The sequence below is a fragment of the Frigoribacterium sp. Leaf164 genome, assembly GCF_001423665.1.
Classification (GTDB): domain Bacteria; phylum Actinomycetota; class Actinomycetes; order Actinomycetales; family Microbacteriaceae; genus Frigoribacterium; species Frigoribacterium endophyticum.
In genome coordinates this window covers 1,449,621-1,468,754 of sequence record NZ_LMOX01000003.1, presented here as the reverse complement: position 1 = coordinate 1,468,754, position 19,134 = coordinate 1,449,621, and the positions used below count along the sequence as shown (strand labels likewise).

The 19,134-nt window shown below is 72.6% G+C and carries 22 protein-coding genes; 16 read left to right on the top strand and 6 right to left on the bottom strand.

All coding sequences use genetic code 11. The features are described from left to right. Window positions 1-58 precede the first annotated feature (58 nt). Complete coding sequence (locus ASF82_RS14890; protein ID WP_056058675.1) at window positions 59-1,153, bottom strand: acyl-CoA desaturase; 1,095 nt, start codon at window positions 1,151-1,153, stop codon at window positions 59-61. A gap of 217 nt (window positions 1,154-1,370) precedes the next feature. Here ASF82_RS14890 and ASF82_RS14885 point away from each other — a divergent pair, with 217 nt between their 5' ends. The 3 genes from ASF82_RS14885 to ASF82_RS14875 are packed head-to-tail and all read left to right on the top strand — an operon-like array spanning window position 1,371 to window position 3,155. Continuing rightward, on the top strand, window positions 1,371-2,099 hold the full coding sequence (locus tag ASF82_RS14885; RefSeq protein ID WP_056058672.1) for a hypothetical protein: 729 nt from the start codon (window positions 1,371-1,373) through the stop codon (window positions 2,097-2,099). Between the two features lie 55 nt (window positions 2,100-2,154). Next, on the top strand, window positions 2,155-2,913 hold the full coding sequence (locus ASF82_RS14880; RefSeq protein WP_235491307.1) for a DUF308 domain-containing protein: 759 nt from the start codon (window positions 2,155-2,157) through the stop codon (window positions 2,911-2,913). Further along, entirely contained in the window at window positions 2,910-3,155 is a 246-nt protein-coding gene (locus ASF82_RS14875; RefSeq protein WP_056058669.1) for a hypothetical protein, read from the top strand. Before ASF82_RS14880 ends, ASF82_RS14875 begins: the two co-directional genes overlap by 4 nt. 58 nt (window positions 3,156-3,213) lie before the next feature. Here ASF82_RS14875 and purB read toward each other — a convergent pair whose 3' ends face one another. From purB to ASF82_RS14860, 3 genes are read right to left on the bottom strand one after another with little or no spacing between them, the layout of a single operon-like run. After that, entirely contained in the window at window positions 3,214-4,596 is a 1,383-nt protein-coding gene (gene purB, locus ASF82_RS14870; protein ID WP_056058666.1) for an adenylosuccinate lyase, read from the bottom strand. Then, window positions 4,593-5,099: a low molecular weight protein-tyrosine-phosphatase gene (locus ASF82_RS14865; RefSeq protein WP_056058661.1), complete on the bottom strand. Its 507-nt coding sequence runs from the start codon at window positions 5,097-5,099 to the stop codon at window positions 4,593-4,595. The genes purB and ASF82_RS14865 overlap by 4 nt, the downstream gene beginning before the upstream one ends. After that, window positions 5,096-5,503, bottom strand: coding sequence for a phage holin family protein (locus ASF82_RS14860; protein WP_056058658.1), 408 nt, complete (start codon window positions 5,501-5,503; stop codon window positions 5,096-5,098). The genes ASF82_RS14865 and ASF82_RS14860 overlap by 4 nt, the downstream gene beginning before the upstream one ends. A 71-nt stretch (window positions 5,504-5,574) precedes the next feature. Here ASF82_RS14860 and ASF82_RS14855 point away from each other — a divergent pair, with 71 nt between their 5' ends. The 13 genes from ASF82_RS14855 to ASF82_RS14795 all read left to right on the top strand — a co-directional run bounded on the left by ASF82_RS14855 (window position 5,575) and on the right by ASF82_RS14795 (window position 17,243). Next, window positions 5,575-6,645: a histidinol-phosphate transaminase gene (locus tag ASF82_RS14855; RefSeq protein WP_056058655.1), complete on the top strand. Its 1,071-nt coding sequence runs from the start codon at window positions 5,575-5,577 to the stop codon at window positions 6,643-6,645. A 30-nt stretch (window positions 6,646-6,675) separates the two neighbouring features. Beyond that, window positions 6,676-7,833 carry a thiamine pyrophosphate-dependent dehydrogenase E1 component subunit alpha gene (locus ASF82_RS14850; RefSeq protein ID WP_056058652.1) on the top strand — a complete coding sequence of 386 codons (1,158 nt, stop codon included), beginning with the start codon at window positions 6,676-6,678 and terminating at the stop codon, window positions 7,831-7,833. 74 nt (window positions 7,834-7,907) lie between these two features. Next, entirely contained in the window at window positions 7,908-8,873 is a 966-nt protein-coding gene (locus tag ASF82_RS14845; RefSeq protein WP_056059303.1) for an alpha-ketoacid dehydrogenase subunit beta, read from the top strand. Between the two features lie 82 nt (window positions 8,874-8,955). Then, a complete protein-coding gene (locus ASF82_RS14840; RefSeq protein ID WP_056058648.1) occupies window positions 8,956-10,527 on the top strand; it encodes a dihydrolipoamide acetyltransferase family protein in 1,572 nt (523 codons plus the stop codon). Between the two features lie 72 nt (window positions 10,528-10,599). Then, window positions 10,600-11,601 (top strand): metal ABC transporter solute-binding protein, Zn/Mn family, encoded by a 1,002-nt coding sequence (locus ASF82_RS14835; protein ID WP_056059300.1) that lies wholly within the window; start codon window positions 10,600-10,602, stop codon window positions 11,599-11,601. Then, the gene (locus tag ASF82_RS14830) at window positions 11,598-12,476 is read left to right on the top strand and encodes an ATP-binding cassette domain-containing protein (protein ID WP_082514684.1); all 879 of its coding nucleotides are present in this window, start codon (window positions 11,598-11,600) and stop codon (window positions 12,474-12,476) included. Before ASF82_RS14835 ends, ASF82_RS14830 begins: the two co-directional genes overlap by 4 nt. Next, complete coding sequence (locus ASF82_RS14825; protein ID WP_056058645.1) at window positions 12,473-13,384, top strand: metal ABC transporter permease; 912 nt, start codon at window positions 12,473-12,475, stop codon at window positions 13,382-13,384. The genes ASF82_RS14830 and ASF82_RS14825 overlap by 4 nt, the downstream gene beginning before the upstream one ends. Before the next feature lie 7 nt (window positions 13,385-13,391). Next, window positions 13,392-13,823, top strand: a complete 432-nt coding sequence (locus tag ASF82_RS14820; protein WP_056059296.1) for a Fur family transcriptional regulator — start codon at window positions 13,392-13,394, stop codon at window positions 13,821-13,823. A gap of 195 nt (window positions 13,824-14,018) precedes the next feature. After that, on the top strand, window positions 14,019-14,255 hold the full coding sequence (gene rpmB / locus ASF82_RS14815; protein ID WP_056058641.1) for a 50S ribosomal protein L28: 237 nt from the start codon (window positions 14,019-14,021) through the stop codon (window positions 14,253-14,255). Beyond that, window positions 14,255-14,422: a 50S ribosomal protein L33 gene (rpmG, locus tag ASF82_RS14810; RefSeq protein ID WP_043595944.1), complete on the top strand. Its 168-nt coding sequence runs from the start codon at window positions 14,255-14,257 to the stop codon at window positions 14,420-14,422. Before rpmB ends, rpmG begins: the two co-directional genes overlap by 1 nt. A gap of 2 nt (window positions 14,423-14,424) precedes the next feature. Then, the gene (rpsN, locus tag ASF82_RS14805) at window positions 14,425-14,730 is read left to right on the top strand and encodes a 30S ribosomal protein S14 (RefSeq protein WP_056058637.1); all 306 of its coding nucleotides are present in this window, start codon (window positions 14,425-14,427) and stop codon (window positions 14,728-14,730) included. 105 nt (window positions 14,731-14,835) lie between these two features. Beyond that, entirely contained in the window at window positions 14,836-15,123 is a 288-nt protein-coding gene (locus ASF82_RS14800) for an HU family DNA-binding protein (RefSeq protein ID WP_043595940.1), read from the top strand. A 137-nt stretch (window positions 15,124-15,260) separates the two neighbouring features. After that, a complete protein-coding gene (locus ASF82_RS14795; RefSeq protein WP_056058634.1) occupies window positions 15,261-17,243 on the top strand; it encodes a cytochrome c oxidase assembly protein in 1,983 nt (660 codons plus the stop codon). Between the two features lie 81 nt (window positions 17,244-17,324). Here ASF82_RS14795 and ASF82_RS14790 read toward each other — a convergent pair whose 3' ends face one another. Together ASF82_RS14790 and ASF82_RS14785 are read right to left on the bottom strand one after the other, a co-directional pair. Then, on the bottom strand, window positions 17,325-18,374 hold the full coding sequence (locus tag ASF82_RS14790; protein WP_056058631.1) for an LLM class flavin-dependent oxidoreductase: 1,050 nt from the start codon (window positions 18,372-18,374) through the stop codon (window positions 17,325-17,327). Window positions 18,375-18,456: 82 nt separating this feature from the next. Continuing rightward, window positions 18,457-19,125, bottom strand: a complete 669-nt coding sequence (locus ASF82_RS14785; RefSeq protein WP_056058630.1) for an HD domain-containing protein — start codon at window positions 19,123-19,125, stop codon at window positions 18,457-18,459. Window positions 19,126-19,134 lie beyond the last annotated feature (9 nt).

Genomic DNA, 19,134 nt, shown 5'->3' with positions numbered 1-19,134 from the left:
GACGACGGCGCCGCCACCTCCTGCGAGGTGACGGCGCCGTCGTCGTGTGCGGGCTGGCTCAGCGCGGGCGGAGCGTCGCCGCGGCGGGGCAGTCGAAGGGGTCGCGGGCGGCGAGGCCGACGCGGTTGAGGTAGCGGATGACGATCCCGTACGACTTGATCGCCGTGGTCTCGGCGTAGGGGATGTCGTGCTTCGCGCAGTGCTCCTTGACGAGCAGGCTCGCGGCGCGCAGGTGCGGGCGGGCCATGCTCGGGAAGAGGTGGTGCTCGATCTGGAAGTTCAGGCCGCCCATGAACGCGGTCGAGAAGCGACCGGTGATGTTGCGCGAGGTGAGCACCTGCTTGCTGAGGAAGTCGACCTTCGCGCCCTCGGGGATGATCGGCATGCCCTTGTGGTTCGGGGCGAACGACGAGCCCATGTAGAGGCCGAAGACGGCCATCTGCACGCCGATGAAGGCGAACGCCATGCCGACGGGCAGGAACGCGAAGACGACGGCGAAGTAGGCGATCATGCGCCCGGCGATCAGCGACACCTCGAGGGCGCGGCCCTCGACCTTCTCCTTCGTGAGGAGCACCTTGATCGAGTGCACGTGGAGGTTGACGCCCTCGCCGAGCAGCAGGGGGAAGAAGAACCAGCCCTGGCGACGCGTCAGCTGGCGCATGAGGCCGGTCTGCTTCGCCGCGTCCTCCTCGAGGAAGGAGACCGTGTCGAACGCGATGTCCGGGTCCTTGCCCTTGGTGTTCGGGTTGGCGTGGTGGCGCGTGTGCTTCGACATCCACCACGCGTAGCTCATGCCGACGACGCCGGCGGCGAGCACGCGGCCCACCTTGTCGTTGCGCGTGCCCGAGTCGAACACCTGGCGGTGCGCGGCCTCGTGCGTGAGGAAGGCGAACTGGGTGAGGATGACGCCGAGCGCGGCCGCGATGAGCAGCTGGAACCAGCTCGAGCCGAGCAGGACGAAGCCGGTCGCCGCGCCGAGCAGGCAGACGACGAGCACGACGAAGACGGTGACGTAGAACCCGGTCCGACGGCGGAGCAGCCCTGCTTCGCGCACCGACGCCAGGAGCGTCGAGTAGGTGCTGGTCGGCTTGCTGGCCGATCCGGGCACGGTCGGACGGAACCCGGCCGGAGCCGAGGGGGCGATGGAGGTCATGCAGCTCCCGCGATGGTGGACTTCCCAGCCAGTGGTGGTGAGCATGCGCCCTCGGATGGGACGACCGTAGGGGCCGGGGCTGGGCATCGGTAGGGAGATCGCCTCGTGTCCCCCCTGTCCCCTCCGGGTGGTCCTGGCCACGACCGCCCAGGTGATCCTCGCCTCCCGGGGCCCTCGCCCCTGGTGATACTGACATCCGGCATGTCACCATGGACGGATGACGGCCTCGCTCCCTGACTCCCCCGCCCCGCTCGTCGGCCTCGTGCACGGCTGCCCGCCCGCGCCCCTGGCCCTGCCCGGGCTCGACGAGGCGGGCGCGGCGGGGGTCGGGGCGGGCATCCGGGAGCTCGTCGCGGCGCCCTGCGGCGGGCCGTGCGACGGGGCCACGACGCTCGAGGTGCGGGGGCTCGGCGGGTGGGGCCTCGACGGGTGGGCGCCGCGCCTCCCCGGCGCGCACCCCGTGGCCGTGCCGCCCGGCGCCCGCGTCGACGGGCTCTCCGCCGAGCACGACGGGCCGGTGCGGCACGGTCTCGTCACCCTCGTCGAGGCCCGGCGGGGGACTGCGGGAGGCGCGGGGTCGCCGCAGCTCCACCACCGCCTCCTCGTCCGCGGGCGCTCCGACGTGCCCCTCGTGCTGGAGCTCCTCAGCGACCTGCGTCGCGACCCGTCCCGGGGCTGGCGGGCCGCCTCCGTCGCCGCCGTGCGCCTCAGCGCCCTGCCGCAGGGCGTCGCGATCGACGAACCGGGCCCGGACGGCGCCGACGACTGCCTGCGCCTGCTCGCCGGGCGGCTCGTCTCGCTCAGCCTCGTCTCGACCGGGATGCTCCAGGTGCGGCGGCCCGGCCGGGTCGGGGGCCTGGCCGACCACCCGGCGGGCCGCATCCACTCCGCCCCGGCTCCGGCCGTGGGCGCCGCCCGGAGGTGGGCTGTCAGCGAGGGGCGGTAAACTCGGGCCGTCTGCTCGGCGTCGCCGGGCCCGCCCCCGTCGAAGAAGGTCTCCCGTGCCTGCTGCTGCCGCGCCCTCCCCCGGGCCGACCGAGCCCCGGCCGAGCGACCCCGCGACCACCGCGCACGAGGCTGGTGCGCACGGCCGTGACCGGCCCGTCGGCCGCGTCGACCTCGCCGGGTCGGCGCCCCGCTACTGGCCCGTGCCGATCCTCCGGGCCGTCCCGGCGATCGCCCTCGGCGTCGCCATCACGTTCTCGCCCGACCACTCGCCGCGCGTGGGCCTGCTCGCCCTCGGCGTCGCGGGCGTCGTCGGCGGGCTCGTGCTCGCCCTCGGGTCGCTCCGCCGGCTCGACGACCCGTCGAGCCGCACCCTCGGCCTCGTGCAGGGCCTCGTCAGCCTCGTCGTGGGTGCCCTGGCCCTCGCGTTCTCGGGCGGCGGCCTGCCGGTGCTCGTCGCCCTCGTCACCACCTTCGCGCTCGTCACGGGCGCGCTCGAGCTCGTCACCGGGCTGCGTCGCCGTCGACGCACCCCCCTGGCCCGCGACTGGACCACCGTCGGCGCGATGACGCTCCTGCTGGCCCTCGCCTTCCTCGTCGTCCCGCCCGACTACGCCGAGCAGCTCGGCGGCGTGGAGCAGATCGAGGGCGTGCTCACGTCGTCGACCGTGCTCGTGGGCCTGCTCGGCGCGTGGGGAGCGGTGGTCGGGGTCTACCTCGTCATCGCCGGCCTCTCGCTCAAGTGGCAGACGGGCGCCGACGCGGCGACCGACGCCGCCCCCCAGACCAGTGCAGACGGAGTACAGCACCCATGACACAGCCCAGCTGGCGCGACCGCGTCCGCCCCGCCGAGTTCCTCGGCCTCAGCGCCGTCTTCGCGGTGTTCGTCGGGGTCGTCGTGCTCATGACGACCCGCGAGCTCGACCTCGCGCTGATCTTCCTCTGCATCGGCTTCATCGTCGCGCTCGTCGTCATCGCGATGCTCGCCCTCGCGGCCAAGCCGAACGACGACGAGCAGCACGAGATCGACGAGAGCGGCGGGTCGCGAGGCCACTGAGCCCGCACAGCGCGGCGCCGGACCGCGGCCCCCGACCTCGGGGGCCGCGGCCCGGCGGCTAGGCCAGGCGGTCGACGAGCTGCGACGCGATGCCGGTGTAGCCGGCGGGGGTCAGCGCCACGAGGCGCGCCTTCGCGTCGGCGCCGATGTCGAGCCCCTCGACGAAGGCCACGAGCTCGGCCTGGCCGACCCGGCGGCCGCGGGTGAGCTCCTTGAGCATCGCGTAGGGGTCGGCGATCGACGAGCGGCCGGCGACGACCTCGGCACGGACGACCGTCTGGATCGCCTCGCCGAGCACCTCCCAGTTGCCCTCGAGGTCGGCCTCGAGCGCGGCGGTGCCGACGGCGATCTCGCCGAGCCCGCGGCGCAGGTTGTCGAGGGCGAGCATCGAGTGGCCGAAGGCGACGCCGATGTTGCGCTGCGTCGACGAGTCGGTGAGGTCGCGCTGCTGGCGTGAGGTGACGAGCGTCGCGGCGAGCGAGTCGAGCAGGGCGCAGGAGAGCTCGAGGTTCGCCTCGGCGTTCTCGAACCGGATCGGGTTGATCTTGTGGGGCATCGTCGACGAGCCGGTCGAGCCCGCGATCGGGATCTGCGTGAAGTACCCCATCGAGATGTAGGTCCAGATGTCGGTCGCGAGGTTGTGCAGGACGCGGTTGACGTGCGCGACCCGCGAGTAGAGCTCGGCCTGCCAGTCGTGCGACTCGATCTGGGTGGTCAGCGGGTTCCAGGTGAGGCCGAGGCGCTCCTCGACGAACTCGCGCGAGACCTCGGGCCAGTCGGCCGACGGGTCGGCGACGACGTGGGCGGAGAAGGTGCCGGTGGCGCCGCTGAACTTGCCGAGGTACTCGGTGCCCTCGATCTGCGCGCGGAGGCGCCGGAGGCGGTGCACGAAGACCGCGAACTCCTTGCCGACGGTCGTCGGGGTCGCGGGCTGGCCGTGGGTGTGGGCCAGCATGGGCACGTCGCGGGCCTCCGTCGCCCAGCCGGCGAGCGCCTCCTGCACGGCGTCGAACGCGGGGAGCCAGACCTCGGTCACCGCCTGCTTCACGGTGAGGGCGTACGAGAGGTTGTTGATGTCCTCGCTGGTGCACGCGAAGTGCGTCAGCTCGGCGATGCCCTCGAGGCCGAGGTCGGCGAGACGGGCGCGCACGTAGTACTCGACGGCCTTGACGTCGTGGCGGGTGGTGGCCTCGAGGCCCGCGAGCTCGTCGATGGCCTCCTGCCCGAAGTCGGTGACGACGGCGCGCAGCGCGGCCTTCTGCCCCTCGTCGAGCGGAGACGAGCCGAAGGCGCGGCGGTCGGTCTGGGCGATCAGCCACTCGACCTCGACGTGCACCCGCGCCCGGTTGAGGCCGGCCTCGCTGAGGTGGTCGCCGAGCAGGCCGACGGAGGCGCGGTACCGGCCGTCGAGGGGGCTGAGGGGCTGAGGGGGCAACGTCATGAGGGTCCCTTGCGGAGTGCGGGTTCGATCTGGCGGAAGAGGGCGGTGCAGGCACGCTCGACCATCGCGAGCACGCTGTCGAACATCGCGGGGTCGGAGTAGTAGGGGTCGGGCACGTCGGTGCCGACGGGCTCGCCTCCGCTCGCCCGGTCGAACGACAGCAGCAGCTGCACCTTCGACCGGTCGGCCTCGTTCGTCGCCCACGACCGCAGCACCCGCTCGTGACCGCGATCCAACGCGACCACGAGGTCGTAGCGCGCGAAGTCGGCGGTCTCGAACTGCCTCGCCCGGTGCCGCTGACCATCGTAGCCGCGGGCCGCGAGGGCACTCACGGTGCGCGGGTCGGCCCCCTCCCCGACGTGCCAGTCGCCCGTGCCGGCCGAGGTCACCTCGAGGGCGTCGCCCAGCCCGGCCCGGCGCGCGACCTCGCGCAGCACGATCTCCGCCATGGGCGACCGGCAGATGTTCCCGGTGCAGACGAAGCAGACGCGGAAGCGGTTCACCGCCGGCGGTCGCGCGGCTCGACGACGGGCCGCACGACGATGCCGATCAGCCAGGCGACGATCGCGAGCACGAGCGCCCCGAGCACGCCCCACCAGAAGCCGTCGACCTGCAGGCCGAAGCCGATGACGTCGGAGACCGCGGCGACGATCACCAGCAGGAGCCCGTTGACGATCAGCGAGAGCAGGCCGAGCGTGAGCACGTAGAGGGGGAACGCGACCACGCGGATGACGGTGCCGACGACTCCGTTGACGACGCCGAAGATCAGGGCGACGAGGAGGTAGGTGAGCACCGTCTCGGTCGTGCCCTCCGACCCGTACGCGTCGACGCTCACCCCCGAGACCAGTGACGTGGTCGCCCAGAGGGCGAGGGCGTTGATCAGCAGCCGCACGACGAATCGGGTCATGGGCCCATCATGCCGACCCCACGCGGCCCGCGGTAGTCGCCGACCGCCTCCGCCCGCCCTAAGGTGGCCGGGTGACCAGTCCCGTGCGCCTCCGCCCCGAGATCGCGGCGCTGCCGCCCTACCGCCAGGGGAAGCAGGCCGCCGCCGACGCGTTCAAGCTGTCGTCGAACGAGAACCCCTTCGAGCCGCTGCCCGGCGTCGTCGAGGCGCTGCGAGGCGCGGTCGCCGTCAACCGCTACCCCGACGCCAGCGCCTCCGCCCTGCGGGCCGCCCTCGCCGAGAAATGGGGCGTCACCACCGACGAGGTCCACGTCGGCGCCGGGTCGGTGTCGCTGCTCAACCAGTTCGTGCTCGCCGCCGCGGCGCCCGGCGACGAGGTCGTCTACGCCTGGCGCTCGTTCGAGGCCTACCCGGGCATCGTCACCGTCTCGGGCGCGACGAGCGTGCCGGTGCCGCTGCGGACCGACGGCAGCCACGACCTCGACGCCATGGCCGCCGCCGTCACCGACCGCACCCGCCTCGTCATCGTCTGCTCGCCCAACAACCCGACCGGCACGACCGTGAGCACCCACGACTTCGAGACGTTCATGGCCGCGGTGCCGAACGACCTCCTCGTCGTGCTCGACGAGGCCTACGCCGAGTTCGTCACGGCCGACGACGCCGTCCGCGGCGGGTCGCTCACCGAGCGCCACCCCAACCTCGTCGTGCTGCGCACCTTCTCGAAGGCGTACGGGCTGGCGGCCCTCCGCGTCGGGTACGCGATCGGCGCCTCCTCGGTGCTCGACGCCGCCCGCGCGACCGCCATCCCCCTCTCGGTCACCGAGCAGGGCCAGGCCGCCGCGCTCGCCTCGCTCGAGCTCGAGGGCGAGCTGCTCGACCGGGTCGCCCGCCTCGCGACCCTGCGCGACCAGGTGCGGCAGGCCCTGCTCGACCAGGGCTGGTCGGTGCCCGACGCCCAGGGCAACTTCGTCTGGCTCGCCACGGGCGACGACACGGCCCGCGCCGCCGAGGTGTTCGAGCGGCACGGCATCGTCGTGCGCGCCTTCGCCCCGGAGGGCCTCCGCATCACGATCGGCGAGCCCGCGTCGGTCGACGGGCTGCTGCGCGCGGCGCGCGAGCTGCGCGGCGACACATCCTCCTGACGGCATGTGGGCCTGAGTAGATTGGACCCCATGTCCTCCACCGAAGCGGGCCGCGACGTGACGACGATCCAGCTGCTGAGCCACACGGGCGAGCGGGTCGACTCCGACGCCTCGGCCGAGTTCCAGCCCTACGTCGACGCGCTCACCGACGACCAGCTGCGCGCGTTCCACCGCGACATGGTGCTGACCCGGCGCTTCGACGTCGAGGCCGCCGCCCTCGCCCGCCAGGGCCAGCTCGCCCTCTGGGTGCCGAGCCACGGCCAGGAGGGCGCCCAGATCGGTCTCGCGCACGCGACCCGCCCGCAGGACCACCTCTTCCCGTCGTACCGCGAGCACGCCGTCGCGCTCAGCCGCGGCGTCGACCCCGTCGACATCCTGCGCCTGCTGCGCGGCCACACGCACGGCGGCTGGAACCCCGCCGAGCACCACAACTTCCACGTCTACACGCTCGTGATCGGCTCGCAGACCCTGCACGCCACGGGCTACGCGATGGGCCTCACGCTCGACGGCAAGGCCGGCACCGGCGACGTCGAGACCGACCAGGCCGTCGTCACGTTCTTCGGCGACGGCGCGACCAGCCAGGGCGACGTCAGCGAGGCGCTGGTCTTCGCGGCGAGCTTCCAGACGCCCGAGCTGTTCTTCCTGCAGAACAACCAGTGGGCCATCAGCGTGCCGGTCTCGCGCCAGTCGCGCACCCCGCTCGTGCACCGCGCCGGCGGCTTCGGCATCCCCGGCACCCAGATCGACGGCAACGACGTGCTCGCCTCGTACGCCGTCAGCCGCCGCGACCTCGACGCCGCCCGCACGGGCGGCGGCCCGCGCTTCATCGAGGCGATGACCTACCGGGTCGGGGCGCACACCTCCTCCGACGACCCCACGAAGTACCGCACCGACGACGAGCTGCAGGGGTGGATCGCCCGAGACCCGATCGCCCGCTTCGAGACCTACCTGAAGGGCCTCGGCGAGACCGACGCCTTCCTCGCCGAGCTCGCCGTCGAGTGCGACGACCTGGGCGCCGACATCCGCCGCCGCACCACCACGCTGCCGAAGCCCGAGATCGGCCTGATGTTCGACCACGTCTACAGCGAGCCGCACCCGCTGATGGCCGAGCAGAAGGAGTGGCTGGCCCGCTACGAGCAGTCGTTCGGCCCGGCCGCCGACGCACCCACCGACGGAGCACGTTCATGACCGACACCGCTGACCGCACCGAGACCGCGACCGCGGCCGGCGTCGACGACCCGACCCGCGACTCCCGCGTGTCCATGCCGCTCGGCAAGGCGATCACCGCCGGCCTCCGCAAGGCCATGGCCGACGACCCGCGCGTGCTGCTCATGGGCGAGGACATCGGCACGCTCGGCGGCGTCTTCCGCGTCACCGAAGGGCTGCAGGCCGAGTTCGGGGCGAGCCGGGTCATCGACACCCCGCTCGCCGAGTCGGGCATCGTCGGCACCGCGATCGGCCTCGCGATGGGCGGCTTCCGCCCCGTCTGCGAGATCCAGTTCGACGGCTTCATCTACCCGGGCTTCGACCAGATCACCTCGCAGCTCGCGAAGATGACCAACCGGCACGAGGGCGACCTGCAGATGCCCGTCGTCATCCGGGTGCCCTACGGCGGGCACATCGGCGCCGTCGAGCACCACCAGGAGAGCCCCGAGGCGTACTTCGCGCACACCGCGGGCCTCCGCGTCGTCAGCCCGAGCACGCCGCACGACGCCTACTGGATGATCCAGGAGGCCGTCGCGTCGAACGACCCGGTGATGTTCTTCGAGCCGAAGAGCCGCTACTGGCCGAAGGGCGAGGTCGACCTCAGCGACCCGCAGGCGCCGCTGCACGCCAGCCGCGTCGTGCGCACCGGCACCGAGGTGACCCTGCTGGGCCACGGCGCCATGGTGAGCGTGCTGCTGCAGGCCGCCGAGATCGCCGCCGCCGAGGGCATCTCGGTCGAGGTCGTCGACCTCCGCTCGCTGTCGCCCGTCGACTACGGCCCGATCCTCGAGTCGGTCCGCAAGACCGGCCGCCTCGTCGTCGCGCAGGAGGCCCCCGGCTTCGTCAGCGTCGGCTCCGAGATCGCCGCGACCGTCGCCGAGAAGGCCTTCTACTCGCTCGAGGCGCCGGTGCTGCGCGTCAGCGGCTTCGACACGCCCTTCCCGCCCGCCAAGCTCGAGACCCTGTACCTGCCCGACGCCGACCGGGTCCTCGAGGCCGTCGACCGGGCGCTCGCGTACTGAGCGTCCGCCCCCCGGCGCGCCCGCCGCGCGCCGCTCCGCACCCCGGGCCCCGGCCCCACCGCGTCACGAGGAGTCACCCCGCATGAGTTCAGAGTTCGCCCTCCCCGACGTCGGCGAGGGCCTCACCGAGGCCGAGATCGTCGAGTGGAAGGTCGCCGCGGGCGACACCGTGGCGATCAACCAGGTGCTGGTCGAGATCGAGACCGCCAAGTCGCTCGTCGAGCTGCCCTCGCCGTTCGCCGGCGTGGTCGAGAGCATCCTCGTCAGCTCGGGCGACACCGTCGACGTCGGCACCCCGATCATCACCATCGGCGACGGCACCGCACCGACCACCCCCGGCGACCGCGCCGCCCAGGCCGAGTCGCTCGAGTCGGGCGGCATGGCCCGCACCGCGCAGATCATCGCGCAGGAGGAGGAGGCCCTCTCCGAGCAGCGGGCCCGCCACCTCGAGAACGCGGTCGACCCGGTCGCCGTCAGCGCGCCTCCGGCCGCTGCCGCTCCCGCCGCGCCTGCAGGAGTCGCGGTGCAGGCCCCGGCCCCGGTCGCCTCCGCCGCCGCCCCCTCCCCCGCGGCCCCGGTCGCCGCCCCGGCGGCCCCCGCCGCCCCCGCGGCCTCCGCCCCCGTGGTCGACGACAGCGGCTCCGGCGCGGTGCTCGTGGGCTACGGTGCCGCCGGCGGCCACGGCCAGACGCGTCGTCGCCAGCCCAGCAAGGGGCAGGTCGACGCGCGCCAGCTGCGGATCGCCGAGCAGGGCCGCCGCCGCCCGGCGACCTCGGTGCCCGCCGCGCAGGCGCTGCCGATCATCGCCAAGCCGCCGATCCGCAAGCTCGCGAAAGACCTGGAGGTCGACCTCACGCTCGTCCAGCCCACCGGCCTCGCCGGCGAGGTGACCCGCGACGACGTCATCCGCCACGCCAAGCAGGCGAGCGTCTTCCGCAACATCGAGACGCCCGAGTGGGGCGAGGAGCGCGTCGAGCGGATCCCGGTCAAGGGCGTCCGCAAGGCCATCGCCGCCGCCATGACGTCGTCGGCCTACACGGCCCCGCACGTCAGCCTGTTCGTCGACGTCGACGCCACCCGCACGATGGAGTTCGTCAAGCGCCTCAAGGCGTCGCCGCAGTTCGCCGGCGTCAAGGTCTCGCCGCTGCTGATCATGGCGAAGGCGATCATCTGGGCCGTGCGCCGCAACCCGATGGTGAACTCGGCCTGGACCGACCGCGAGATCCTCGTGCGGCACTTCGTCAACCTCGGCATCGCCGCGGCCACGCCGCGCGGACTGATCGTGCCGAACGTCAAGGAGGCCCAGTCGATGAGCCTGCTCGAGCTGGCCCAGGCCCTCGAGCAGCTGACGCTGACGGCCCGCGACGGCAAGACGACCCCGGCCGACATGCGCGACGGCACGATCACCATCACGAACATCGGCGTCTTCGGCATGGACACCGGCACCCCCATCCTCAACCCCGGCGAGGTCGCGATCGTCGCGCTCGGCACCATCAAGCCCAAGGCCTGGGTCGTCGACGGCGAGGTGCGCTCGCGCATGGTGACGACGATCGGTGCGAGCTTCGACCACCGCGTGGTCGACGGCGACGTCGCCAGCCGCTTCGTCGCCGACGTCGCGAGCGTGCTCGAGGAGCCGGCGCTGCTGCTCGACTGAGCGCGGGCCCGGGGAGGCGACCCGCGCCTCCTCGTTTTGACAATCATTATCAGTAGCAATAGCGTGGCCGTCATGACCTCGCGACGCGCCCTGCCCCTGCTCGCCCTGCCCGCCGCCGCGGCCCTCGTGCTCGCCGGCTGCTCGGGCGGCGAGCAGGGCGCGGGCGCGCCGACCGCCGACGACGGCATCTCTATCGTCGCCTCGACCAACGTCTACGGCGACATCGCGAAGACCGTGGGCGGTGACGACGTCGACGTCACCAGCGTGATCAGCGACTCCTCGCAGGACCCGCACTCGTTCGAGGCCGACGCCCGCACCCAGCTCGCGGTCTCGAAGGCCGACGTCGTCATCGAGAACGGCGGCGGCTACGACGACTTCGTCGACACGCTCGTCGACGCCAGCGGAACGAGCGCGACCGTGCTGAACGCGGTCGAGATCTCGGGGCTCGACCCCGACGACGAGGCCGGCCACTCCGACGACGAGCACTCCGGCGACGAGGCGAGCGACGAGGCCACCACCGAGGGCGACGACCACGGTCACGACCACGGCGAGTTCAACGAGCACGTCTTCTACAGCCTGCCGAGCATGGCCGCGCTCGCGACGGCGATCGCCGACGAGCTCGGCAGCCTCGACCCCTCGAACGCCGACGCCTACACCGCGAACGCCGAGTCGTTCGGCGCGCAGATCGCCGACCTGGAGTCGCAGGCGGCGGAGGTCGAGACCGCCCACGGCGGCGAGTCGGTCGCCTACACCGAGCCCGTGCCCGGCTACCTCTTCGACGCCATGGGGCTCGAGAACGTCACGCCGGAGGCCTTCTCCGAGGCGATCGAGGAGGGCACCGACGTCTCCCCGGCCGTGCTCAACGAGACCCTCCAGCTCTTCTCGGGCGGCAGCGTCGACCTCCTCGCCTACAACGAGCAGACCTCGAGCCCCGAGACCGAGCAGGTCGAGACGGCGGCCACCGACGCCGGCGTCGCGATCGTGCCGGTCACGGAGCTGCTCCCGTCGGGGGATGATTACGTCTCGTGGCAGCAGAGCAACATCGACGCGATCAAGGCGGCACTCGACCAGTGACACCCGGCCCCACCGACTCCCCCGTCGCCGCCGCCCCCGCCCCCTGGGGCACGGGCGGCGGCGACGCCGTGCTGCGCCTCCGCGACGCGGGCGTGCGGTTCGGCGACCGCGTGCTGTGGCAGGGGCTCGACCTCGACGTCGCGCCGGGCGAGTTCCTCGCCGTGCTGGGGCCGAACGGCGCGGGCAAGACCACCATGCTCCGGACGATCCTCGGCCAGCAGCAGCTCACCAGCGGCAGCATCGAGTTCCTCGGCCAGGCCGTCGGCCGCGGCCACCGCCGCATCGGCTACGTGCCGCAGCAGCGCCTGATGGAGTCGGGTACGCCGCTCCGCACCCGCGACATGATCGCGCTCGGCGTCACGGGCCACCGCTGGGGGCTCCGCCGGGAGTCGGCGGCCGAACGCGCCGCCGTCGACCGCCTCGTCGAGGAGGTGGGCGCCGCCTCCTTCGCCTCCGCGCCGGTCGCGACCCTGTCGGGCGGCGAGCAGCAGCGCGCCCGCGTCGGGCAGGCACTCGCCGCCGACCCCGCCCTGCTGCTCTGCGACGAGCCGCTGATCTCGCTCGACCTGCGCCACCAGCGCGGCGTCACCGAGCTCATCGACCGCCAGCGCAGGGCCCGCGACGCCGCCGTCGTGTTCGTCACGCACGACGTCAACCCCATCCTCGACGTGGTCGACCGGGTGCTCTACCTCGCCGGCGGCTCGTTCCGCGTCGGCACGCCCGACGAGGTGCTGCGCGCCGACGTGCTGTCGGAGCTGTACGGCACCCCGGTCGACGTGATCCGCACCATGGGCCGCATCGTGATCGTCGGCGGCCACGGCCACGACGACCACCACGTCGACGAGCCCGCCGACGACGAGGGAGGTGCCCGATGACCGACCTCTGGTCGCAGCTGTTCTCGTTCCAGGACTTCGGCGAGCTCGTCGTGCTGGTGCGCAACTCGATCATCGCCGGGGCCGTGCTCGGCCTCGTCGGCGGGCTCATCGGCCCGTTCGTCGTGACGCGCAACCTGCCCTTCGCGGTGCACGGCATCAGCGAGCTGTCGTTCGCCGGCGCCTCCGCGGCCTTGCTGCTCGGCGCGAACGTCGTCGGGGGCTCCCTCGTCGGCAGCGTCGTCGCGGCGTTGCTGATCGGGCTGCTCGGCGCCCGCGCCCGGGAGCGGAACTCGATCATCGCGGTGCTGATGCCGTTCGGGCTGGGCCTCGGCATCCTCTTCCTCGCGCTCTACAAGGGCCGCTCGGCCAACAAGTTCGGCCTGCTCACCGGGCAGATCGTGTCGGTCGACAATCCCCAGCTCGGCTGGCTCGTCGGCATCTCGGCCGTGGTGATCGTCGTGCTGCTCGTCATCTGGCGGCCCCTGACCTTCGCGAGCGTCGACCCCGACGTCGCCGCCGCCGCCGGCGTGCCGGTGCGCGCGCTCGGGCTGCTGTTCATGCTCGTGCTCGGGCTCGCCGTCGCCGTGTCGGTGCAGGTCATCGGGGCGCTGCTCGTGCTGTCGCTGCTCGTCACCCCGGCCGCGGCCGCCCTGCGCGTCACCGTGAACCCTCGGCTCGTGCCGCTGCTCAGCGTCGCCTTCGCCGTGACCTCGGTCGTCGGCGGGATCCTGCTCGCCCTCGGCGGCGGGCTGCCGATCAGCCCCTACGTGACGACGATCTCGTTCGCCATCTGGCTCGTCTGCCGCGTCGTCGGGCGGGGCCGGGAGCGCGCGGGGTCGCGCGGCGGGGCGACGCCCAGCCGACGCCGAGGCACGCCGGTACCCTCGACACCGACGAAGGAGGCCTGACGTGGTCGTGAAGCGCAACACCTGGCAGCGGGAGGCCGTGCGCGAGGCGCTCGGCAGCAGCGAGGGCTTCGTCAGCGCGCAGTCCCTGCACACCCAGCTCCGCGACTCCGGCTCCCCGATCGGGCTGGCCACCGTCTACCGCGCCCTCTCCGACCTGGCCGCCGACGGCTCGGCCGACTCCCTGCAGCAGGAGGGCGAGAGCCTCTACCGCGCCTGCACGCCGGGCACGCACCACCACCACCTGATCTGCCGCGTCTGCGGCACCACGGTCGAGATCGAGGCCGACGCGGTCGAGACCTGGGCCCGCCAGGTCGCCGCGCAGCACGGCTTCACCGAGGCGCAGCACATCGTCGACGTCTTCGGGCTCTGCGCGGCGTGCTCGGCCGAGAAGGCCGCCGGGCGCGACCCCGTCGTGACCCGGGGCGGGCTCCGCAGTTGACCCCGGCCGGGCGTGTCGCGTAGGCTCTCCCTTTGGTTGGGCGCTATCTGCGCCCATGTGCACCGCCCCCCAGCACCATCCGCCCGGTCTCACGACCGAGCAGCGCTCGTTCTCACGATCGGGCAGGGGGACCGGCGCGCCGACAAGTGACCTTGGGTAGGGGCTCCGGCTCCTACGGTACCTACGGAGGAAACCATGGCAGCAACCTGCCAGGTGACCGGAGCCATCCCCGGTTTCGGCCACAACATCTCGCACTCGCACCGACGCACCAAGCGTCGTTTCGACCCCAACATCCAGAAGAAGACGTACTACGTGCCGTCGCTTCGTCGTAACGTCACCCTGCAGCTCAGCGCCAAGGGCATCAAGGTGATCGACGCTCGTGGCATCGAGAAGGTCGTCAAGGACCTCCTCGCGCGTGGGGAGAAGATCTGATGGCACGTCAGCAGGACGTTCGTCCCATCATCAAGCTCCGCTCGACGGCGGGCACCGGCTTCACGTACGTGACCAAGAAGAACCGTCGCAACAACCCCGATCGCCTCGTGCTGAAGAAGTACGACCCCGTGATCCGCAAGCACGTCGAATTCCGCGAGGAGCGCTAACCATGGCCAAGAAGAGCAAGATCGCCAAGAACGACCAGCGCGCCGTCATCGTCGCTCGTTACGCCGAGAAGCGTCTCGAGCTGAAGAAGGCCCTCGTCGACCCCGCCGGCACCGACGAGAGCCGCGAGGCCGCTCGTCTCGGCCTGCAGAAGCTGCCCCGCGACGCGTCGCCGGTCCGCCTCCGCAACCGCGACGCGATCGACGGTCGCCCCCGTGGCCACCTCAAGGAGTACGGCATCAGCCGTGTCCGCTTCCGCGACATGGCACACCGAGGCGAGCTTCCGGGCATCACGAAGTCTTCCTGGTAGGTTCGAGCCGTTTCCCCGGGGCCTCGGCCCCGGGGGGCCCGAACTCCACGGGCACGGTGGACACCGTGCCTCGTCTCACCGAACGAAGTCCGAGGAGGACACCACATGGCTGACAAGTCACTGAACCGCACCGAGCTCGTCGCAGCTGTCGCTTCCGAGTCCGGCCAGAGCCAGGCCGCCGTCAGCGGCGTCGTCGACGCGTTCTTCTCCGTCGTCTCGAAGTCGGTCGCCGACGGCACCAAGGTGACCATCCCCGGCTGGATCGCCTTCGAGAAGACCCACCGCGCCGCCCGCACGGGCCGCAACCCGCAGACGGGCGAGGCCCTCGAGATCGCCGCGAGCGACTCGGTCAAGGTCAGCGCCGGCAGCAAGCTCAAGGCTGCGGTCAAGTAGTCCTCCGCTCCTCACGGAGCACCCCGGAAGGGGCGGCGACCTCGGTCGCCGCCCCTTCCGTGCGTCCGGCGACGGGTCGCTCGTCGCCGAGCGATCGGCCGCCGACTCCCAGTCGACCCGACCTAAGCTAGGCCTCGATGACCAGGATCACCCGCGCCTCCGGTCCCGCACTGCTCGTGCTGGTGGCGTTCCTCTCGCTGCTGGCGGCCCTGCAGTTCGGCGGCGCGGCAGACGCGCCGCTCGTCGTCGACCCCGGCGAGGCCGTCCGGTGGGGCCTCCCCATCGCGAAGATGCTGAACAACGTCACCGCCGCGGTGACCATCGGCACGCTGTTCCTCACCTGCTTCGCGCTGTCGCGGAAGGAGGCCGAGTTCGAACGGGCCATGGACATCGCCGCGGGCGCTGCCGGCGCCTGGACCGTCGCCTCCGCGGCCACCGCCTTCTTCACCTTCCTCAGCGTCGCCAACGTGCCGGTCACCGTCGACGACCAGTTCGGGCGCACGCTCGCCTTCTTCCTCACGAACACCGAGCTCGGCGTCGCCTGGCTGACCACGACCCTCATCGCCGCCGGCGTCACCGTGCTCGCCTTCGCGCTGCGGAACATCTGGTCGCTCGTCGCCCTGACGCTGCTGGCCATGGGCGGGCTCATCCCCATCGCCCAGCAGGGCCACGCCGCCGGCGCGAGCGGGCACGACGCCGCCGTGACCGACCTCGCCCTGCACCTCGAGGGCGCCTCGGTCTGGCTCGGCGGGCTCGTCGCCCTGGTGCTGCTGCGCCCCACGCTCGAGAAGGGCCGCATCGGCGTCGTCCTGGCCCGCTACTCGACCGTCGCGATCATCTGCTTCGTCGTCGTCGCGGTCTCCGGCGTCGGCAGCGCAGCCCTCCGCCTGGGCGACTGGGCCGCCCTCACCACCGGCTACGGCGTGCTGGTGCTCGTCAAGACCCTCGCCCTCGTGGCCCTCGGCCTCTTCGGCGTCGTCCAGCGCCGCTGGCTCGTCGCGCGCATGTCGACGCACCCCGCGGCGACCAACCGCTTCTTCTGGTGGTTCGTCTCGGCCGAGCTCGCCTTCATGGGCCTCGCCTCGGGCGTGGCCGCGGCCCTCGGCCGCACGGCCACGCCGGTCGAGCAGGTCGTCGCGACCGACCTCGCCGACCCGACGCCCGCCGAGATCCTCACCGAGGAGGTGCTGCCGCGCGAGCTGACGCCGTTGCGGTACCTCACGGAGTGGAACCCCGACCTGCTCTGGGCCCTGCTCTGCGCCTTCGGCATCTTCTTCTACGTGGCCGGCGTCGTCCGGCTGCGACGCCGCGGCGACCAGTGGTCGCTCGGCCGCACCGTGTCGTGGATCGCCGGCCTCGTCGTGCTCTTCTACATCACCTGCGGCGCCCCGAACGTCTACGAGGAGTACCTCTTCAGCATGCACATGCTGGCGCACATGGCGCTCGGCATGGTCGTGCCGGTGCTGCTCGTGCCGGGAGCCCCCGTCACGCTGGCGCTGCGCGCGATCCGCAAGCGACAGGACGGCACGCGGGGCCCCCGCGAGTGGATCATGGTCCTGGTGCACTCGACGTACGCCCACGTCATCAGCAACCCGATCGTCTCGGCGGTGCTCTTCGCCGGCTCGCTGTTCGTCTTCTACTACACGTCGCTGTTCAGCTGGGCCACGACGACCCACCTCGGGCACTACTGGATGATCGTGCACTTCCTGATCGTCGGGTACCTCTTCGTGCAGTCGATGATCGGCATCGACCCGGTCAAGGGCCGCCTGCCCTACCCGATGCGGCTGCTGGTGCTGCTCGCGACGATGGCGTTCCACGCCTTCTTCGGCTTGAGCATCATGACGAGCACGTCGCTCTTCCTCGCCGACTGGTACGGCGCCATGGGCCGCACCTGGGGCGCGACGCCGGTGGCCGACCAGTACGCGGCGGGCGGCATCGCCTGGAGCGTCGGCGAGATCCCCACCGTCTCGCTGGCGATCGCCGTCGCGATCATGTGGAGCCGCAGCGACAGCCGCGAGGCCAAGCGCAAGGACCGCCAGGCCGAGCGCGACGGCGACGCCGAGCTCGACGCGTACAACGAGCAGCTCGGGGCGCTGGCACGGAGCGACCGCCGGGGCTGAGCGCTCCCCGACGGCCGGCCCCGCGCCTCCCCCCGGCCCTCTCGCCCGCGGCGCTGGGGCGTGCCGGAGGCGCGGTGCTCGCTAGGCGAGCATCTCGCGCACCAGGGGCACCACCTTCGTGCCGTACAGCTCGATGCTGCGCATCATCGCCTCGTGCGGCAGGCGCCCCATGCTGTACCGCATGTCGAAGCGCGTCGCGCCGAGCAGGGCCATGTTCCCCGCGATCTTCGCTGCGACCGTCTCGGGCGAGCCGACGTAGAGGGCGCCGTCGGGGCCGGCGCTCTGCTCGTACTGCGCGCGCGAGTAGGGGGGCCAGCCGCGCTCGCGACCGAGCTGGTTCGTCTGCGCCTCCTGGTACGGGTACAGCAGCTCCTTCGCCTCGTCGTCGGTCTCGAGCACGAAGCCGGGCGAGTGCATCGCGATCGGCTGCGGCTCCTTGCCGAACTCGGTCAGGGCCCGGCGGTAGAGGTCGGCGTAGGGCGCGAACTGGGCGGGCTGGCCGCCGATGATGGCGAGGAAGAGCGGCAGGCCGTAGTGCGCGGCACGGATCACCGACTGCGGCGACCCGCCGACGCCGACCCAGGTCTTCAGGGTGCCGCTCTCGGGGCGCGGGTAGACCCACTGCTCGCTGAGGGCACCGCGCTTCGTGCCCGTCCAGGTGACGGGCTCGTCCTTCAGCAGCTCGGCGAAGAGCTGGATCTTCTCCTCGAAGAGCACCTCGTAGTCCTGCAGGTCGAGGCCGAAGAGCGGGAACGACTCGGTGAACGAGCCGCGCCCGAGGATGACCTCGGCCCGCCCGTTCGACAGGGCGTCGACGGTGGCGAAGCGCTCGTAGACCCGGACGGGGTCGTCGCTGCTGAGCACGGTCACGGCCGAGCCCATGCGGATCGTCTCGGTGCGCGCCGCGATCGCGGCGAGCACGACCTCGGGGGCGCTGACGGCGAAGTCGACGCGGTGGTGCTCGCCGACGCCGATGAAGTCGAGGCCGACCTGGTCGGCGAGCACGGCCTGGTCGACCAGGTCGCGGATCGACTGCGCGTGCGAGACGAGCTGGCCGGCGTCGGCGGCCCCGGCCGGGCGCTCGGTGACGTCGCCGAAGGTGTCGAGTCCGAACTCGAGGGGGTGTGCCATGGGGTGCGCTCCATTTCCATGCGTTTGCATCATGCTAGCGGGGCAACCCGGGGAGGCGCCTCCCCATTCCGACGGATCGCACTCAGCCGCCGAGGCGGTCGAGCGGGACCCCGCCGAGGCGGTCGAGCGGGTTCTCCGCGAGCCGGCGGGTGATGCCCGAGCGGACGGCGCGGCCCGCCTCGGTCGCCGGCTTGCGGTGCGCCTGGGCGGCGATCGCGACGCCGAACTCCGCCGCGAAGCCCGTGCGCGGCACCCGCTCGACGAGGGCCGCGACGAACGCGGGCTCCCAGTCGTCGCCGCCCACCCCGCTGACGTCGAGGCTCGTGGCCCGCTCGAGCAGGTGCCCCTCGGCGTCGAGCTCGGCCGACACCGCCGGCCACATGTGGCGCACGACGACCTCGCCGAGGCGCCGCTGGCGGTCGTCGTCCCAGCCCGCGCCCGCGGCGAAGACGCGCGCCACGTCGCCGCCCGCCCGCTCGAAGGCGACCTCGTGGCTGTCGAACGACGCGACGAGGCCGAGGTCGTGCAGCAGCGACGCGGCGTAGAGCAGCTCCGGGTCGAAGGCCACCCCCTCGCGGCGCCCGAGCTCGGCCGCGAGCACCCACGACCGCTCGCTGTGGCCGACCAGGGCGACGGAGGCGTGGGCGGCCGCCACGGCGCGCGAGCGCGCGGCCACGACGGTGGGAGGCGCGAGCAGCTGCTCGACGCGGGCGGCGGCGTCGGCGGGGGCGGGGGCCGGGGCGGAGGTCATGCAGCGACC

Bases quoted from the DNA above. Each gene is read 5' to 3' on its own strand.
- ASF82_RS14890 (WP_056058675.1), bottom strand. From the start codon at position 1,153: ATGACCTCCATCGCCCCCTCGGCTCCGGCCGGGTTCCGTCCGACCGTG.
- ASF82_RS14785 (WP_056058630.1), bottom strand. From the start codon at position 19,125: ATGACCTCCGCCCCGGCCCCCGCCCCCGCCGACGCCGCCGCCCGCGTC.
- rpmG (WP_043595944.1), top strand. From the start codon at position 14,255: ATGGCACGTCAGCAGGACGTTCGTCCCATCATCAAGCTCCGCTCGACG.
- purB (WP_056058666.1), bottom strand. From the start codon at position 4,596: ATGACGTTGCCCCCTCAGCCCCTCAGCCCCCTCGACGGCCGGTACCGC.
- ASF82_RS14840 (WP_056058648.1), top strand. From the start codon at position 8,956: ATGAGTTCAGAGTTCGCCCTCCCCGACGTCGGCGAGGGCCTCACCGAG.
- ASF82_RS14825 (WP_056058645.1), top strand. From the start codon at position 12,473: ATGACCGACCTCTGGTCGCAGCTGTTCTCGTTCCAGGACTTCGGCGAG.
- ASF82_RS14795 (WP_056058634.1), top strand. From the start codon at position 15,261: ATGACCAGGATCACCCGCGCCTCCGGTCCCGCACTGCTCGTGCTGGTG.
- ASF82_RS14835 (WP_056059300.1), top strand. From the start codon at position 10,600: ATGACCTCGCGACGCGCCCTGCCCCTGCTCGCCCTGCCCGCCGCCGCG.
- ASF82_RS14790 (WP_056058631.1), bottom strand. From the start codon at position 18,374: ATGGCACACCCCCTCGAGTTCGGACTCGACACCTTCGGCGACGTCACC.
- ASF82_RS14885 (WP_056058672.1), top strand. From the start codon at position 1,371: ATGACGGCCTCGCTCCCTGACTCCCCCGCCCCGCTCGTCGGCCTCGTG.
- rpsN (WP_056058637.1), top strand. From the start codon at position 14,425: ATGGCCAAGAAGAGCAAGATCGCCAAGAACGACCAGCGCGCCGTCATC.
- ASF82_RS14860 (WP_056058658.1), bottom strand. From the start codon at position 5,503: ATGACCCGATTCGTCGTGCGGCTGCTGATCAACGCCCTCGCCCTCTGG.
- ASF82_RS14800 (WP_043595940.1), top strand. From the start codon at position 14,836: ATGGCTGACAAGTCACTGAACCGCACCGAGCTCGTCGCAGCTGTCGCT.
- rpmB (WP_056058641.1), top strand. From the start codon at position 14,019: ATGGCAGCAACCTGCCAGGTGACCGGAGCCATCCCCGGTTTCGGCCAC.
- ASF82_RS14845 (WP_056059303.1), top strand. From the start codon at position 7,908: ATGCCGCTCGGCAAGGCGATCACCGCCGGCCTCCGCAAGGCCATGGCC.
- ASF82_RS14850 (WP_056058652.1), top strand. From the start codon at position 6,676: ATGTCCTCCACCGAAGCGGGCCGCGACGTGACGACGATCCAGCTGCTG.
- ASF82_RS14875 (WP_056058669.1), top strand. From the start codon at position 2,910: ATGACACAGCCCAGCTGGCGCGACCGCGTCCGCCCCGCCGAGTTCCTC.